Annotated in this window: 15 protein-coding genes; 1 reads left to right on the top strand and 14 read right to left on the bottom strand. The window is 44.7% G+C overall.

Annotation, left to right across the window (positions count from 1 at the left end; all coding sequences use genetic code 11):
- Positions 1–122: 122 nt before the first annotated feature.
- The 11 genes from EO132_RS12210 to EO132_RS12160 are packed head-to-tail and all read right to left on the bottom strand — an operon-like array spanning position 123 to position 12016.
- Positions 123–1295, bottom strand: a complete 1173-nt coding sequence (locus EO132_RS12210; protein WP_127138125.1) for a Gfo/Idh/MocA family protein — start codon at positions 1293–1295, stop codon at positions 123–125.
- Positions 1296–1301: 6 nt separating this feature from the next.
- Complete coding sequence (locus tag EO132_RS12205; protein WP_127138124.1) at positions 1302–2642, bottom strand: Gfo/Idh/MocA family protein; 1341 nt, start codon at positions 2640–2642, stop codon at positions 1302–1304.
- A 10-nt stretch (positions 2643–2652) separates the two neighbouring features.
- Positions 2653–4011 (bottom strand): 3-keto-disaccharide hydrolase, encoded by a 1359-nt coding sequence (locus EO132_RS12200; RefSeq protein ID WP_127138172.1) that lies wholly within the window; start codon positions 4009–4011, stop codon positions 2653–2655.
- 40 nt (positions 4012–4051) lie between these two features.
- Positions 4052–5347: a TRAP transporter large permease gene (locus EO132_RS12195; protein ID WP_127138123.1), complete on the bottom strand. Its 1296-nt coding sequence runs from the start codon at positions 5345–5347 to the stop codon at positions 4052–4054.
- A 5-nt stretch (positions 5348–5352) separates the two neighbouring features.
- The gene (locus tag EO132_RS12190) at positions 5353–5814 is read right to left on the bottom strand and encodes a TRAP transporter small permease (RefSeq protein ID WP_313781232.1); all 462 of its coding nucleotides are present in this window, start codon (positions 5812–5814) and stop codon (positions 5353–5355) included.
- Complete coding sequence (locus EO132_RS12185) at positions 5811–6791, bottom strand: TRAP transporter substrate-binding protein (RefSeq protein WP_127138122.1); 981 nt, start codon at positions 6789–6791, stop codon at positions 5811–5813. Before EO132_RS12185 ends, EO132_RS12190 begins: the two co-directional genes overlap by 4 nt.
- Positions 6791–7465 carry a bifunctional 4-hydroxy-2-oxoglutarate aldolase/2-dehydro-3-deoxy-phosphogluconate aldolase gene (locus EO132_RS12180; protein WP_127138121.1) on the bottom strand — a complete coding sequence of 225 codons (675 nt, stop codon included), beginning with the start codon at positions 7463–7465 and terminating at the stop codon, positions 6791–6793. Before EO132_RS12180 ends, EO132_RS12185 begins: the two co-directional genes overlap by 1 nt.
- Before the next feature lie 11 nt (positions 7466–7476).
- Positions 7477–8523, bottom strand: a complete 1047-nt coding sequence (locus tag EO132_RS12175) for a sugar kinase (protein WP_127138120.1) — start codon at positions 8521–8523, stop codon at positions 7477–7479.
- 16 nt (positions 8524–8539) lie between these two features.
- The gene (gene uxaC, locus EO132_RS12170) at positions 8540–9946 is read right to left on the bottom strand and encodes a glucuronate isomerase (RefSeq protein ID WP_127138119.1); all 1407 of its coding nucleotides are present in this window, start codon (positions 9944–9946) and stop codon (positions 8540–8542) included.
- Positions 9943–11130 carry a mannonate dehydratase gene (uxuA, locus tag EO132_RS12165; protein ID WP_127138118.1) on the bottom strand — a complete coding sequence of 396 codons (1188 nt, stop codon included), beginning with the start codon at positions 11128–11130 and terminating at the stop codon, positions 9943–9945. The genes uxaC and uxuA overlap by 4 nt, the downstream gene beginning before the upstream one ends.
- Positions 11131–11161: 31 nt before the next feature.
- Entirely contained in the window at positions 11162–12016 is an 855-nt protein-coding gene (locus EO132_RS12160; RefSeq protein WP_127138117.1) for an SDR family oxidoreductase, read from the bottom strand.
- Positions 12017–12146: 130 nt separating this feature from the next.
- On the opposite strand from EO132_RS12160, the gene EO132_RS12155 reads away from it, so the two are divergent.
- Entirely contained in the window at positions 12147–12815 is a 669-nt protein-coding gene (locus EO132_RS12155; RefSeq protein WP_127138116.1) for an NUDIX hydrolase, read from the top strand.
- A 568-nt stretch (positions 12816–13383) separates the two neighbouring features.
- On the opposite strand, the gene EO132_RS12150 is transcribed toward EO132_RS12155, so the two are convergent.
- From EO132_RS12150 to EO132_RS12140, 3 genes are read right to left on the bottom strand one after another with little or no spacing between them, the layout of a single operon-like run.
- Positions 13384–14631 (bottom strand): hypothetical protein, encoded by a 1248-nt coding sequence (locus tag EO132_RS12150; RefSeq protein ID WP_127138115.1) that lies wholly within the window; start codon positions 14629–14631, stop codon positions 13384–13386.
- A gap of 3 nt (positions 14632–14634) precedes the next feature.
- Positions 14635–15795: a hypothetical protein gene (locus tag EO132_RS12145; protein ID WP_127138114.1), complete on the bottom strand. Its 1161-nt coding sequence runs from the start codon at positions 15793–15795 to the stop codon at positions 14635–14637.
- Positions 15796–15811: 16 nt separating this feature from the next.
- Positions 15812–16843 carry a hypothetical protein gene (locus EO132_RS12140; RefSeq protein ID WP_127138113.1) on the bottom strand — a complete coding sequence of 344 codons (1032 nt, stop codon included), beginning with the start codon at positions 16841–16843 and terminating at the stop codon, positions 15812–15814.
- Positions 16844–16846 lie beyond the last annotated feature (3 nt).

Raw genomic sequence — 16846 nt, 5'->3', positions numbered from 1 at the left:
GACGAACGAAAAAATGCATTTTAATATAATTTTTAGAGTCTCATTTGTTTATTCAATCTTTAAGCAATCATCAGGTTAGTGATTGATTACTTGCATTTTACGAGGTAAAAATGGTATTCAAATCACTTTGTATTGCCTACGATTTTATCCTCATACATGGCATCCAATCCCATTTGAACGCAAGTTGCGGCCATAGCACCTGTTTTAGCGTTGGATACGGGCAATGTATTGTTTACGATATTGTCCCTGAAGTCAATCAAGGCCTGCTTACTAGGGTCCTCATGGTCAAACTTCAAGGGTATGCCCCTTCCTTCGTCCCAGTTCAAGGTGGCCCCAGAAACGCCATCCACCTCTCCAATCTCTTTTTGATAACTTTCCTCAGGATAGTACCAAGCCTTGACATAATCCAGGATATAGGTTCCCTTGTCCCCCATTACCTTGACCTTGTAATCGCCCATGGCATTACTGGTAAGACAGGTAAATGATGCCCTTACCCCTTTAGGATAACTGTATATAAGATGGATGTTGTCATAAGTTTCCCTGCCATCTTTCCAATAATCAATGCCTCCTATGCCCATGACCTTTTCGGGCATGGCTCCCATGACCCAATTGGCAAAATCCAACTGATGTGAACAAAGTTCGGCCAAAAGCCCCCCTGAAAACTCCCGGTACATGCGCCAGTTGATCATACGCTCCCATTTTGGGTCCGGGACAGGGCGGCGCCAATTGCCGTTTCGGTTCCATTGGCATTCAAAAGCCGTTATTTTGCCTATTTTACCGTTTTTGATCTCATCAACCACATGGGAGTACAAACGGGAGCTATGGTATTGGTGCCCTGCTTGGAATATACCATCGGATGTGTCGGCCGTCGCCACCAATTCTTCTATCCCCTCATATCCCTTTGCCATGGTCTTTTCACCATACACATGTTTCCCCGCCCTTAGGGCATCAACGACGATTTTGGAGTGTGTGCTGAACGGTGTCGCCACCAAAACGGCATCCACATCCCTGTCCTCCAACATCTTTTTATAATCGGAATAGCCTTTGGCCTTTCCTTTTACTTTTGAAAGTCCCGAACTGAGCCTGAATGGGATGATATCACAACAGGCCACTACCCGCATATTGGGAATCCGGTTGATAAAGGGAATGAGTCCGCCTCCTCGGTCCCCTGTTCCTATGACCCCGATATTAATGGTCTCGTTTGCACTGGGAATGCCGTACCCGAGTACCGTTGGGGCATATAGGGCTGCGGAACCGACCAGACCGCCTTTTACTATAAAGTCGCGTCGCTTCATGTGCTCTTAAAGTTTTGGTTCCCATCCAGGTTCGTACGTTCGTTTCCAAAGCTCCATGGCTTCCCGATCGAATATGCTACCCGTATTTGCATCCACATTGAAGCCTTTATCGATTCGATAGGCTATGTTGGCGTAGTGTGTCAACATTTGAGAGATGGCCCCCACTTCGATATGTGATGTCAAAGCTTCCTTCCCCCTAATGGCGTCAAAGAAATTCACTGCATGTCTTGTTGACAAATCGCCACCGCCACCAAGAGCGGTACCTCCTTCGTTGCCTCCGGATTTATTTTCCTTGATCAGTTCCCCCTTAAGGTCATACAGTTCATATCCGTCACGATCCACCATTACCGAACCTTCGGAGCCGTAAATAAGGGTACCTCTACCCCGACCATATTTGGAGTAACCGTTCCTACTGCTCCCATCCCATTGAATGGTCTTGTCATCGGCAAACGCATAGGTAGCCTCCATGGTGTCGTACATTTCCCATCCGTCATCCACAAACTGGTGTTTCCCAGCGATCACATCCACATATTCCGGATATTTCACATCCAGCGCCCATCGGGCTATATCCAATTCATGCGTTGCATTGTTGCCCATTTCAGCAGTTCCATAATCCCAACCGTACCAATGCCAGTTATAGTCCCAAGTATCATGGGCATAGGCTTTTCTTGGAGCAGGGCCTTGGAACAGTTCCCAGTCCAAGCCCTCTGGCGGTGCAGTCTTCACAGGTACCGGAACCTCCCCCCTTCCGTTGGTATAGAAGGCTATCGCTTTATAGGCCTTGCCGATGATGCCGTTGTGGATATCGTTGATGATTTCGATGCTCTGAGGGGACGACCGTTGCTGATTCCCCATTTGGACCACCTTATCATACTTTTTTTGGAATGCGACCACAATTTCATTTTCATGAGGGTTATGGCTGCATGGTTTTTCAAGGTAGACGTGTTTTCCCGCCTCCATGGCCATACAGGCACCCGGTGTATGCCAATGGTCGGGCGTGGCCATAAAGACCGCATCCACATCCTTGTCCTCCAAGATTTTTCTGATATCCTTTTCCTGTTTGGGTTTATATGCTATTTGTTCAGACACATTTTGTGCTGCCCTTTCCAATTGGCTGTCCCGAACATCACATAGATAGTCCAGACGCACATTGTGCTGTTTCGCCGCAATGGAAGGGATATAAGCACCATAGCGCCTTCCCAAACCCTGAATGGCAACATGAATCCTGTCATTTGCCCCTAAAATATTGTTGTAACTCTTGGCCGTCATGGCATTGATACCACCAGGTAGTCCCATGCCAATGGCTGCGACCGTTGTTTTCTTTATAAAGTCTCTTCGCGCTCCCATAAATCCTTATTTAATCCAATGGTTTTATTTTGATGTTCTTAAAACTTACATGGTCCCCATGGTCCTGTAACAATATATGACCCCTATCGGCCTCCCCGAAATCGGGCCATTTCACATACTTACTCTCGGAGACCAGCTTGCGGTACGCTTCACTTTTTCTCTTGTACTCCAAAACCTTAGTACCATTGAGCCAATGCTCTACATGATTGTCCCTTGAAACGATACGGGCCGTGTTCCATTCCCCAATAGGGTTGATAGGCTTGTTGACATCGGCTTGGATAAGGTCATATAAGGAAGCTACCGTACGGCTGCCCTCATGGTTCCCTAGTTTTGCATCGGGATGCCTTTCATCATCCAAAATTTGATATTCGAGACCTATCGAAGATCCAGGTCCCTTGTTCAGGTCAGTGTCCACATAGTATTTTATACCACTATTGGCTCCTTCTGTCAATTTGAAATCCACTTTGAGCTCAAAATCACCATACAAATCAGTGGTCACAATATCTCCGCCAGCCGCAGACTCCTCGCCCCCAGAAGAAAGAACGGTCAATACACCGTCCTTGATCTCCCAGCCTTTATCCGGAAATTCATCCAGACGGGCACCGCGCCACCCTACGGTGGTCTCGCCATCCCATAACAATTGCCATCCATTTTTTTCCTCATCAATGGTCAGCTGGTTCTTGGTCTCAACCGGGTCCAGGGGCATTTCTTTATTGTATTTTGAAAGACTGTCGGTCAAAATCCTAACATTCTTCCAAGCGATTTCTGTTCCCGCCTTCTGGTCCTTGCCTATGCTGTGCACTTGAAGCGCGATAAAACCACTTGCGGTCTTGTCGTCTATCAAATGGGCTGCGGGCACACCATTGATCCATGTTTGAATCGTATCCCCGATGGCCTCGATGCGATAGTGGTTCCAATCATTTTGTTTGAAGGCCTTTTGTGCTTCAGGATTACCCTCCAAGGTAACGAGCCACCCCCTTCGACCTTCATCATAGATTCCAGCGCTCCATGCCCGGTCCGATGGATCTATCTCTATCTGATAGCCGTGCACCCTTCCATTTTGATAATGCGGAAAGCTATTGCTCCGTATCTGGATCCCCGAGTTCATGGTTGAATCCACTTTGTAATCCAGCTCCAAAATGAAATCATCGTACATTTTATCCGTGGTCAAAAAGGAATTGGGTGTATCATGGACCGTAGATCCCACGATGGCATCCCCTTTTGCCTCATAATTGGCTTCTCCGCCTTTTTGGTTCCATCCGTTGAGGGTTCCATCGGTCAAGTCGACCCATGGTGCATCGTCTTTGGGAGCATCGGCACATGCCCAACACAGTAGTAATGCCAAGGCCCCTAGTTTCAGTTTGTTCATTTTATGTATCATGAGTTAAAAATTATATTTTACAATTCGTTTATAGGCCAAAAATACTTGGTAGCCATAAAGTCAATTCTGGAATATAGGTAATCAGAAAAAGCGCCAATATCATGGCCACGAACAAGGGTAACAGTGGTCTTATCACTTTTTCAATGGATGTTTTTGCCACACCCACCCCAACAAAGAGCACCGAACCCACTGGAGGTGTGCACAGTCCTATGCAAAGGTTCAAGATCATGATGATGCCAAAATGCACCGGGTCTATCCCCAATTTTGTCACGATGGGCAAAAATATCGGGGTAAATATGAGAACGGCCGGGGTAATGTCCATAAAGATGCCCACTATCAACAATATCAAATTTATGATGAGCAATAGGGCGATTTTGTTATCGGTAATGGACAAAAGTCCCGAACTGATATCTTGTGGGATATGCTCAAAGGAAAGCGCCCAGGACATGCTCATGGAGGCCGCTATCAAAAGCATGACGACCGCTGTGGTAGCCGAGGCATTCAAAAATATTTTGGGGAGCTTTTCAATGGTTATCTGCTTGTAGACAAAGCCCAACAATAAACTATAGAGCACGGCGATGGCAGAAGCTTCAGTAGCGGTAAATATGCCCGCTACGATGCCCCCAATGACCAAGACCAATAGGAACAGGCTTGGGACTGCATCAACAAAAGTCTTGAAGACTTGCTTAAAGGAACTTCGCTGTCCGGTGCCATATCCTTTCTTTTTGGCCCAAAACATGGCTACCGCCATCAAGAGCAGCCCAGTAATCAATCCAGGAATGTACCCTGCCAAGAAAAGTGCGGCAATGGATGCCCCTCCACTTGCCAAGGAATATACGATCAAAATGTTACTTGGTGGAATCACCAATCCTGTCGTGGCCGAAGTAATGTTGACCGATACGGCAAACCCCTTGTCATAGCCTTCCTTTTCCATTTCCGGACCGAGGATGCTCCCCATGGCAGAGGCCGAGGCCATGGCCGATCCTGCAATGGCCCCCATGAACATCGCAGATATGATATTGATCAGGGCGAGTCCCCCGGGCAATGCTCCCACCAAGGTCTTGGCAAAAGCTATCAAACGGTGGGCAATCCCCCCATGGTTCATCAGTTCCCCCGACAATATGAAAAATGGAATCGCCAACAGGGCGAAACTATCCAAGCCCGTGGCCATTCGCTGGGATATCGTGGCAAATGCGGGCAACATGGGCATACTTACCAGCAGGGTCAACATGGATGAAATGGCTATGCTCCACGCCACTGGAGTACCAATGGCCAAAAGGCCCACAAAACTGATGATCAAAACGAGTAAGGGTATATATTCCATAAGGTTCAATCCGTTAGTATTTCGACGACTTTATTATAGACCACGATCAGCCCGCTCAAGGGAATCACGATATACACATAGGCCAAGGGCAACCCCAATGCAGGGGAAAGCTGTTTGAGTTCGTATGTGGTATACACCAACCATCCGCCACCTGTCACCATTGCCGCCAGACAGAACAGGATGATAAAACCGGATACCACTCTTTTCATTGATCTTTGGCTTTTGACATTGGCTCGTTTGGCCAGTACATCTATGGCCACATGACCGTTTTTCCCCGAAACGTAGGCCGCTCCCAACAACCCCAACCAAATCATGAGGAAGCGGGCAAGTTCATCGGTAAATGGACTTGGTTCGCCCAAGACATACCTACTGAATACCTGCCAAAGCACGTTCAGCACCATAAGTCCCATCAGTACCACCAGCAAACGGGCCAAAATATTCTCCAATATGCTCTTGAACCCAATCAATTTGCCAATGTTTTTATTTGCTGTATCATGCTGTTCAATGCTTCGTCGTCTTCATATGTGCGATACATTTCCCTTGTCATTTCGATAAACGGTTCCTTATCCGGATATGAAATCCTTACGCCTTTCTCCTGAATTTTTTCCAAAGCTTCGGCCTCCGATTCCGCCCACAATTTCCGCTGATGCTCCAGTGATTTTTTCACCGCTTCACTTATCCAACTCTTTTCCTGCTCTGAAAGCATATCCCAAAATTGAGTACCGACGATCAAGACGTCCGGGGAAAAGGTATGCTCATCCAATGAATAATAGGGACAAACCTCATAGTGCTTGGAAAGATAAAAACTGGGAAGATTGTTCTCCGCTCCGTCCACCACGCCCTGTTGTAGGGATGTGTAGAGCTCCCCCCATGAAATGGGCGTTGGGGAACCTCCGAGGCTTTTGACCATATCCATTGCGGTAATACTTTCCATGACCCGAATCTTGAGCCCCTTTAAATCGTCTGGAGCGGTTACAGGTGCATGCTCGGTATAAAAGCTTCTAAACCCAGCATCGTAATAGCCCAGACCTTTCAATCGAAATTGTTCGGCATTGTCCAACAATGATTGTCCAATAGGACCATCAAGCACCTCAAAAGCATGTTCACGACTCTCAAAAAGATAAGGAAGTCCCAAAATTCTGGTCTTTGGTGCAAAATTCTCTAGGGTGGCAACCGATACTTTGGTCATATCAATACTGCCCAATTGAATCAACTCCAAGATTTCGCGTTCGGTGCCCAATTGTTGATTGGGATAGATCTCGATACGAAGTTTGCCCTGAGAGACACTGTCAAGATCTTCCCCCATTTTCACCATGGCCCTGTGCACGGAGTGGTTGATATCCAGACCGTGTGCCAATCTTATGGTCCTGATGCCTCCGGCCTCTTCGCAACCAAGTGCGAAGAACAACGTGCACAACAAAAGAAAGGCAACGAACTGTTTCATTATTTTTCCCTTCTGATTTTCTCTATCAATTGTAGCGTATCGGCCACTTTTTTCTGAAGCCCTTCAAAATCCTTTCGCTCTAGAACCTCTTTGGAAATCAATTTTGAACCCATGCCCACACAGCTTACCCCTGCCTCGAACCAAGCCCTTAGGTTTGCCTCTTCCGTACTGACCCCTCCCGTGGGCATCACACTTGTCCATGGTTGGGGTCCTTTAATTGCTTTTACAAAACCTGGACCGTAGGTGGACCCGGGGAAAAGCTTGATGAGTTCACAGCCCAATTCTTCCGCCCTATTGATTTCGGTCAACGTACCGCAGCCCGGAGACCAAAGTACTTTCCTGCGATTACAGACCACGGCGATGTCTTCCCTTAAAGAGGGCGTTACCACAAAGTTCGCCCCCATTTGTATATACAATGATGCTGCAGCTGCATCCGTAATGGACCCGACGCCCATAATCATACCTGGAAGTTGTTCCAATGCATATTTGTTCAGCTCCGAGAACACTTCAAAGGCAAAATCGCCACGTGCAGTGAACTCCAACAACCGGGCCCCACCATCATAACATGCGTTGAGCACTTTCTTCCCTATTTCTATATCGGAATGATAGAACAACGGGACCATACCCGTCTCCTGTATCTTACCCATTACTTCCAACCTTGAATATCTTGCCATTTTGCTTTTTTTTATCGTGACACTCTTCCGGAGGCATCGCCTCCCATTAACTTTTCAACTTCTGCAACGGTGGCCAAATTGGCATCCCCTTTTATGGTATGCTTCAAACAGGAGGCCGCTACGGCAAAGTCCAAGGCTTTTTGGTCCTCCCCTGGCCAGTTCATTAAGCCATAGATAAGTCCTCCCATAAAAGAGTCTCCCCCACCTACACGGTCCACGATGTGCGTGATCTGGTATTCCCGGGAGGTGTACATGGTACTTCCATCGTACAGTACACCCGCCCATGTGTTGTGCGAGGCCGACAAGGAGCCACGTAGGGTCGTGATGACCTTTTTGGCATTTGGAAATCTTTTCATCATCTGTTGGCAAACCGATAGAAAAGCATCTGCCTTAACATGTTCTCCCTGCGTGGTAATATCCAGTCCCTCTGGTTTGATACCAAAGTGTTTTTCCGCGTCCTCTTCGTTGCCCAAAACAATATCACAATAGAAAGTAAGTTCTGACATGATCTCCTCTCGCTTGGCATCATCGCAGTATTTCCAAAGCTTGGCACGGTAGTTCAGGTCCGTGGATACAGTAACACCGTGTTCTTTTGCGCTTTTTACCGCTTCGATACAGGCATCTGCCGCTCCTTGGGAGATGGCCGGCGTGATCCCCGTCCAGTGGAACCATTCCACATCCTTGAAGACACTGTCCCAATCCACCATCCCGGGACCTATCTCTGCCATGGCGGAATGTGCCCGATCGTAGACCACTTTGCTCCCACGGCTGACCGCACCGGTCTCCAAAAAATAGATACCCAAGCGGTCCCCGCCATAAATGATATTGTCAGTGCCGACACCACGCTTTCGCATTTCCATCAGGGCACATTCCCCGATATCGTTCTTTGGCAAACGTGTCACAAAGTCCACAGGCACCCCGTAATTGGCAAGGGATACCGCCACATTGGACTCTCCTCCCCCATAGACCACATCAAAACTGTTGGCCTGCGAGAACCGCAGGAAACCCGGAGGCGCCAACCGCAACATAATCTCACCGAAGGTCACTACTTTTTTCATTCCTTTATTTTTGTTTTTAGTCATATCCCAAGTTAAAATAGTCCTTGGCATTTCCATAACAAATGTCCTGTACCAAACCACCTATATATACAAGGTCATTCGGCAAAAGGCCTTTTTTAATGTCATTCCCCAATATATTGCACAACAGTCTCCTGAAGTATTCGTGCCTTGGAAAGGACAGGAAGCTCCGGGAATCCGTGAGCATTCCCACAAAGCAACTGAGCAATCCCATATTGGATATTGTGTCCAGTTGTTTTTCCATACCGTCCAGTTGGTCATTGTACCACCATCCCGAACCCATTTGCATTTTACCTCGCACACTGCCATCATTAAAGTTACCAACCATTGTGGCAAAAACCTCATTAAGGGCGGGATTAAGATTATAAAGGATTGTCTTGCCAAGCTGTCCCGTATTTTCAAGGGTGTTCAAAAACTTGGCAAGGTTTATGGCCTGTGGAAAATCGCCGATTGAATCAAAGCCAGTGTCAGGGCCTAGCTGAGCCAATTTTCTTTTGTTTGTATTACGGAGTGCGCCCAAATGGAATTGCTGCACCCATCCCAGTTCATGGTATTCACGGCAAAGATGGACCAAGGTCTCAAACTTAAAATATTGTATTTCCTCGATTTCCAAAGAATGACCGTTCATCAGCTTCCCAAAGATGGTCTCAATATCATAACTGTTCATCTCAAAATGATACAACAGTTCCAAGCCATGATCGGAAAGGCGACATCCTTGTTCATGAAAAAATGCCATTCGCTGTTTTAGGGCCGTGACCAAATCCTGATAGGTGGTTATTTGGGTCCCGGACACCTCGCTCAACTTTTCCAAATATGTTCGGTAGGCACTGTTGTCCTCTACAGCATATATTTTATCCGGTCTGAAAGTCGGTAGCATTTTTGTCGAAGTGTTCTTATGCGCTGCGCTGCGATGATGTTGCAAATCATCGATGGGATCGTCCGTGGTGCAGATGACCTCAACGTTAAATTGTTGCAATAGCCCTAATGCACTATGGCTCTTCTCTTGTAAGCGTTCTTCTGTATCCCGAAAAATGCGTTCTGCATTTTTCCCGGTAAGCAAATCATCAATGTCAAAATATCGCTGCAACTCCAGATGAGTCCAATGATACAAGGGATTTCTAAGTGTGAAGGGGACAGTCTCCGCCCATTTTTGAAACTTTTCCTTATCCGATGCATTCCCCGTGATATAGGTTTCGTCAATGCCACAAGCCCGCATTGCCCTCCATTTATAGTGGTCATCCGTCAACCAGGCCTCAGTGAGGTTCTTGAACTGGTGTTCATTGGCAACATGTCCGGGCGACAAGTGGTTGTGGTAATCGATGATGGGCATTTCCTTGGCATAACCATGGTACAATTCCTCCGCTTGCTGGGTCTCCAATAAAAAGTTTTCTTTTATAAAGGTCATTGCAGCAAGGTTTTTTCCATACCGTACATGAGTCCCCTTAATTCAGCGAGGCCTCGAAGACGTCCTATTGCTGAATATCCCGGGTTGGTTTTCTTACGGATATCGTCCAACATTTGATGTCCATGGTCTGGTCGCATCGGCATGCGTCGGTTCTTGGTGTTTTTTTGGTTGCGAACAAGCTGCTCTTTTAGCAATTCGTACATTACTCCATACATATCCACATCACCATCCAAATGGTCCGCTTCAAAAAAGTTACCGAGTGTATCCCTTTTTGTACTTCTCAGGTGTACAAAATTGATTTTTTCTGACAACCGACCGGCCATACCTACCAAATCATTGTCCTCCCTTACTCCATAGGAGCCTGTGCAAAAACACAGTCCATTATGGCGACTGTCGTAGGCCGCAAGCAATTTATTGGCGTCCTCTTCCGTACTTACCACTCTTGGGAGACCTAGGATAGGGTATGGGGGGTCATCGGGATGGATTGCCAAAAAAACACCTGACTTTTCCGCGATTGGGCCGATTTCCTTGATAAAATCGTACAGATTGCTTCTAAGCTCCTCTTCACCAATGTCACGGTACATGTTCAAAGCTTCCTGAAACTGTTCCACCGTGTAGCCTTCCTCTGCCCCCGGCAGACCGGCAATGATATTTTGGGCCAAACGCTTCTTGGCTTCGTCATCCATGCTTTCGAATGCTGTTTTGCCCATTTCAATGGTTTCCTTGGCATAGTGGTCTAAGGCTTCTTCACGGTTCAGAATGAATAGTTCAAAAGCTGCAAATTCAATAGCATCAAAACGAAGTGCATGGGAACCATCTGGCATTTCATAGGAAAGATCGGTCCGGGTCCAATCCAGGATGGGCATAAAATTATAACATACCGTGTCAATTCCACATTGACCAAGGTTTTCAATACTCTGTTTGTAATTTGCGATGTATTCCTTATACTTTCCTGTACGCTTTTTAATGTCCTCGTGAACGGGTATGCTCTCCACCACCGACCAGGTAAGACCAATGGCCTCCACTTCTTTTTTTCTTTTGTTGATTTCCGATATGGGCCACACATCACCATTTGGAATGTGGTGCAATGCGGTTACAATACCGGTTGCTCCCGCTTGCCTGATATCGGCAAGGGAAACAGGGTCTTTTGGTCCGTACCATCGCCATGTCTGTTCTAAACCCATTGATATTTAATTATCATCATTTCTATTTTCTTTACACGCCGCTAAAAGCACTGAAGCCTCCATCGATCGGAACTACAATGCCGGTAACGAATTTTGACTGTTCGCTGCTCAGCCACAGGGTCGTTCCCACCAAATCCTCCGGTTCACCAAAACGGCCCATAGGGGTCTGTTCAATTATCGTAGCCCCTCTAGAGGTCAGACCGCCGTCAGGCTCGGTCAATAAACTCCTGTTTTGATCGGTCAGAAAAAAACCAGGGGCCAAGGCATTGACCCGGATATCCACTTTGGAAAAATGGACAGCAAGCCATTGGGTAAAATTCGAAACAGCTGCTTTTGCCCCACTGTAGGCAGGTATTTTCGTAAGTGGTGTAAAGGCATTCATCGAGGAGATGTTCAAAACACTACATCCACTGCGACCTACCATTTCCCTGGAAAAAACCTGCGCAGGCAAAAGAGTCCCTATGAAATTCAAATTGAACACAAATTGAACACCTTCCATATCCAAGTCGAAAAAGGTCTTGAAGTCCTTTGCTGTTTCATTTAGGTCTTCCTTGAGCAAATAGGGGTTGCTGGTCGTTCCCAAAGGATGGTTTCCCCCTGCACCATTGATGAGAATATCACAGGGACCAAACTTTTCCGTTATCTCTTTTTTGGCCTCTTCCAGACTTTCCCGATCAAGTACATCCACTTTAAGGGCCATGGCACTTCCTCCTGCATCATTGATTTTTTTGGAAACAGCTTGGGCCGAATCCATATTCAAATCCATAACGCAGACTTTCGCTCCTTGATCGCCAAAAGCATAGGCCAAGGTACTGCACAAAATGCCACCGCCACCTGTTATTGCGACAACTTTGCCTTTCAATTCTTTATATTTGGGAGTATCCATTGCTAAAATTTTTTCTTTGAAAAAGGTTTGGGATCAGATTAAAATTTATTCTGTGTACTTTTTACATGGTTTTAAATATATAAATTTTACTCGCTCTAGTGAAGAAAAAATCAAAATTTAACCCAAAAAAATGATGACTCAGGAAAAACTCCAGGATATCCAAGTAAAACCAGATTCATTTGAATGTTCGGTCACTGCTGATATAACGGTTTTTGGCTATGTTGATGGCAAACTAAAAGTCCTACTCTTAAAAAGGTCGTTGGGACATTACAAAAACCAATGGCATGTCCCTGGTGGGGTCATGGAAGAGAATGAAACCATTGAGGACTGTGCGGCAAAGGTCCTTTATTCACTGACGGGTTTCAGGGACATACATTTTGAACAGGTAAAGACCTATACCGCCTTGGACAGGCACCCCCTGAAGAGGGTTATTACCGTGTGTTTCTATGCTTTGGTCAAACCCGAGAACCATCCTTTGACCTTAAGGGACAATATTACGAGCATCGATTGGTTCGATGTGAACGATATCCCAGAAAAGCTTGGTTTTGATCATGAAAGGCTGATCAGAGAAGCCTACTCATTTGTACAGAACAATTTAAAACATAAGCTCATCGTTGGCGAACTTCTTCCGAAGGAATTCACTCTGCATGAACTGCAGAACCTATATGAGGACATCTTGGATGTTGAACTGGATAGGAGGAATTTCAGAAAACGTATATTCCAAATGGATGTCTTGGAGAACACCGGAAAAAAAAAGCAAGGGGTCAAGGGAGGTCCGTATCTGTACAGGTTAAAATAATGGTGGGTTGTGTGACAATGTATGTTACCAATATCGACGGTGTGTCTGCACATGAAACCTGTCTCTATTCCAACTCGATTGATACAAATCATAAACAATCTCAGCATGTTTTGTATTGATGACGGTACCGGTACTACTAGATGGACATTTTTTTGTGGTTACTGCCCCCCTTCTATAAAGATTGAAATCTTCCTTGATTAGAGCCTAAATTTGAATCCCACTATTGACAAGTATTCAGTGAAAACAAGACATCCCTGCTCTTAATGGGAAAACAAAAAAGCCAGAAAATATATAATTTTATGGCTTTCAATTAAATATGATACCGTTTATTTCCAAACAATATCATGTTCGTCGGGGTGACAGTTTTAACCAATCCTTTGAAACCCCTTGTATTTCCAAAGTTTTTTCTTGACCATCCAAAAAAGGACACCCTACAGGACATATTCGTGTGAAACCTGATACTTTCTAGCATCAAATTTAAAAGATTAGGTTTAAATGAAAAGAACTACGTACAAATAATATTTGATTTTTGTGCACATCTCCAAAATCTCAAACATGCTCGACTAGACTAGTCTTTATACACCAGGTTTCCCAAATTGATTTCTCCTATTTTTCTAGTCAATTGAGCATCTGAATACAATTCCAATGTGGGGTCAAGAAAATGATAGGTATAATTGGCCCCATAGACAAAAGGGTTGCCTGTATCAAAATCTTTAAAAACAGACCTAACCTTCATTGTAAGCTGTAGCAGTACACTCTTATCATTAATCAATGCTTCGGCCTTATCCGGGCTTATTTTAAAAAGTACATCGCCGTTGATATAATCCACTTGTTCCGTCTTATTGAAAAACGCATGCCCGTACGGTGTTTTGGGAGCAAATTCATTAAAGTACTCAACAGCGGAGATAGCACCAAGAGGTGGTCTTTTAATGGGCAACCGCACCCAAAAACCTCCTTCATCAAAGTCATACTGCCCTTGAAACTTTATGGTATGCACCAGTTGAAAATCTTCAGAACCATCGGCAAAAAAGTCTTCGGCCCATTTTAAAATAATATCTAGGTACTTTTCCACAAAGGCCACATACCTTTCATTTTCCGTAAAATCATCTGCTTGGTGTCCTCCCCATTCCCTTACCACTGCGCTTTTACCGGTTCCGCTCCAATCATTCATGAAATATTCCTTTTTAAGGGCATCGGTTCCCATATCAAAAGCAAATTCCTTCAGTACTTTTTGCGCCAAACTGGATTTGGCCTCCTTTTCAATGATCTTGCCTTTTGTCTGTTGTGTAAGAGCGTCCCTATCCATTGCCTTAAAATGCTCTTTAAGCATATTTATCCGTACCAAGTGTGCAAACCCAGTATACCCCAAACCGGTCAAATTTCTTTTCTCGGCAGCTTCTTTGGAAAGATCTACTTTTTTTGGATTATCCCGCATCATATAAGAATCAATCGCACCAAATCTTGGAAGTTCCTTTATCTTTTGTATCACAATGTCTTTAAAGGCCGGGTCAGGTGATTTGTAGACCAAATACTCGGAATCATCTAATGATATATTGGCGTTTTGTTGTGCGGTATTTTGGTTAATGGTTTTTTTCTCGGTTTGGGTTGTACCACCCGTTTGTGTGCTTGGCCCTTGTTCGGTATCCTTATTCCCATTAAGAATATCATCTACTTTTTTATCCGCTTTTTTTATAATTTTTTCCTCTGCCTGTTTTTTCAGTTTTTTAAAAAACTGACCATTCACTGGCTGTGGCATGGCCATCATCACAACACCCATTATCAGCCATACAACCTCTTTGGAACAATTACATTTCATGTCTCAATCCTTAAATTTAATAGTCCTGATATCCGATTCACCCATTTTTTGACTTAACAGGCCATCCTTGTAAAACTCCATCCTAGTGTCTTCCAGTTCAAATTCCCATGAAATGCGGGTCGGACTCGTAATCTTAGGGGTTACTTTGACCTTAAAAACAACAAACACCGGGGAGCGCTCAATTAAATTAAATGTTTTGGCTGCGGTGGGTCCAACAGGAAGAAAAACCTTCTTTGAGTAATTTTTTAAAGTTTTTTCATTTTCTGAATAGGCCAAAAAATTAGAGTTGTGCAATATAAAGTCCCCACCAATGGAGAATATACTTCTGATCCAATAGCCTTTGTTTTTGAAATCATATTTTTCAGCCACTGCTCCCCTAGCTACGAAATATGCAATTTGGGTCCCATCTTCATAAAATGAATTGCTCCATGCCTGAAGAGTACCATAATGGTTCTTGATAAAGTTTGTATAACTGCGGTTCTGGGAAAACTCATTGTTACGATTACCTCCCCAAGAGGAAACATGTGCCCTCTCCCCAGCGGGATTATAGAAATTGCAGGGGGATTTGGCTTCGGAATCACAAAAGTAATCTTGAAGCTTTTCATCGGATAGGGTTTCCCTAGCTAGAATCAACAAGTGATTTTGGGCAAATTCAGAATTCTTTTTTGCAAGGTCCCCTGCTATGTTCTGATGTTTGGTCAACTTTGATCGGTCCAAATCCTTAAAGGTACTTTCCAAAAATTTCAACTCTATAAGTGCCTCATACGCTTTGTTCATCGTCGGTTCCGTGGTCCCTCTTAAAAAATAAACATCTCCATATCTGGGAAGTCCCTTGTGCGATTGTATAACGACATCCCTAAAATCTTTGGAGGGTGCCTTGAACGTTAGCACATTTTGATCGTTTAAAGCAAGGGGTTCTCTTTTATCAACTGTTTCGCCCTGGGATGTTTTATTGTCCGATGTGGGCCCAGGTTTTTCATCGGGAACCGACGTTTTCTCACCGCTGCCATTCAACAACTCGTCTGTTTTCTCACTGGCTTTTTTTACAATCTTGTTTTCTACGTTCTTTTTTAATTTTTTTAAAAACTGACCTTGGACAGAAATCGGCATAAACAAGCCTAACACAGTCACGATCAAAATGACATTGGTTTTTACAGGTTTCATTTTCATAACTTTTGGATTATCTGGTCTTGGTTACCATGGTATTGATATTGATTTCACCCACTTTTTTTGTAAGTCCGTCATCTGAATAAATCTCGATAACAGGACTGTTGAGGCTAAAAGTGGTCTTGAGTTGATCTGCCCTATAGTTTTCCAAGCCATTGAGGTAACCGGTCACATCAAATACCAAAAAGATTTGTTGGTTCTTTTCAGAGAAGGTTTCAGCCTCTTCGGGCGACATTTTGAACAGTATCGACGAACCGTTAGGGTGCATCAACTTTCTTTCTGATGAATTGGCGGGTTGGAGTCCGTACCACTTTAATAAAAAGCCTTGATTGTAAAACTGATGCGTGTTCAACCAATAGCCTCCGTTCTTAAAATCGTAGGTGCCCAAATTGGTCCGTGTAACATAATATCCCCCCAAGACATTGTTTGAATAAAGCGTTTTTGCCCACTTCCCCACCAACGGAAACTTCTCCTTTACAAAATTGATGTATGCCCTTAATTTTTGAAACTCTGAAGCTCCTCTTCCTCCCCACGATCTAATATTACGCGGTTCGTTATAATACCCATCCTGCTGGAATCCCGAAGCACAATCTTCTTCTTTTGGGTTGCAGAAAAACCGTATGGACTGCTGTTTGTTGCACAAGGCGTTGGCAAGGGCCAGCACATGTTGTTGGGCCGTATGGGATTTAAGGTCTTTTTCGTACATGTTTTGTGTTCGTTCCGTAAAAAAATCCTTGTCCATCACATCGAACATATCCTCTTTGAACCTGATTTTCAAAAGCTCCACAAAGGCGTGCCTACTCGCATTATTGTGACTGAATTGTTTGTCCTTTTCAAAGTACTCATCATCCCTTGAACTTACATAGGTTCCATCTGATTTTAGAAAATACTCATCCTGCACCCCAAAACGGAGTTTACCCTTGTGAGTCTGCAAGGAAAGTGAAATGAAGTCCGCTGTGGGAGGATCAAATACCATTTCCTGTGACTGTCCCCATCCCATAATTTGGAATACCAACACCGTTATAACAAAAAGTACCTGTTTCATACA

This window comes from Flagellimonas oceanensis (genome assembly GCF_003992595.1).
GTDB classification, from domain to species: Bacteria; Bacteroidota; Bacteroidia; order Flavobacteriales; family Flavobacteriaceae; genus Flagellimonas; species Flagellimonas oceanensis.
Note: the sequence above shows the minus strand (reverse complement) of the source record. Positions and strands in the feature narration are given on the sequence as shown.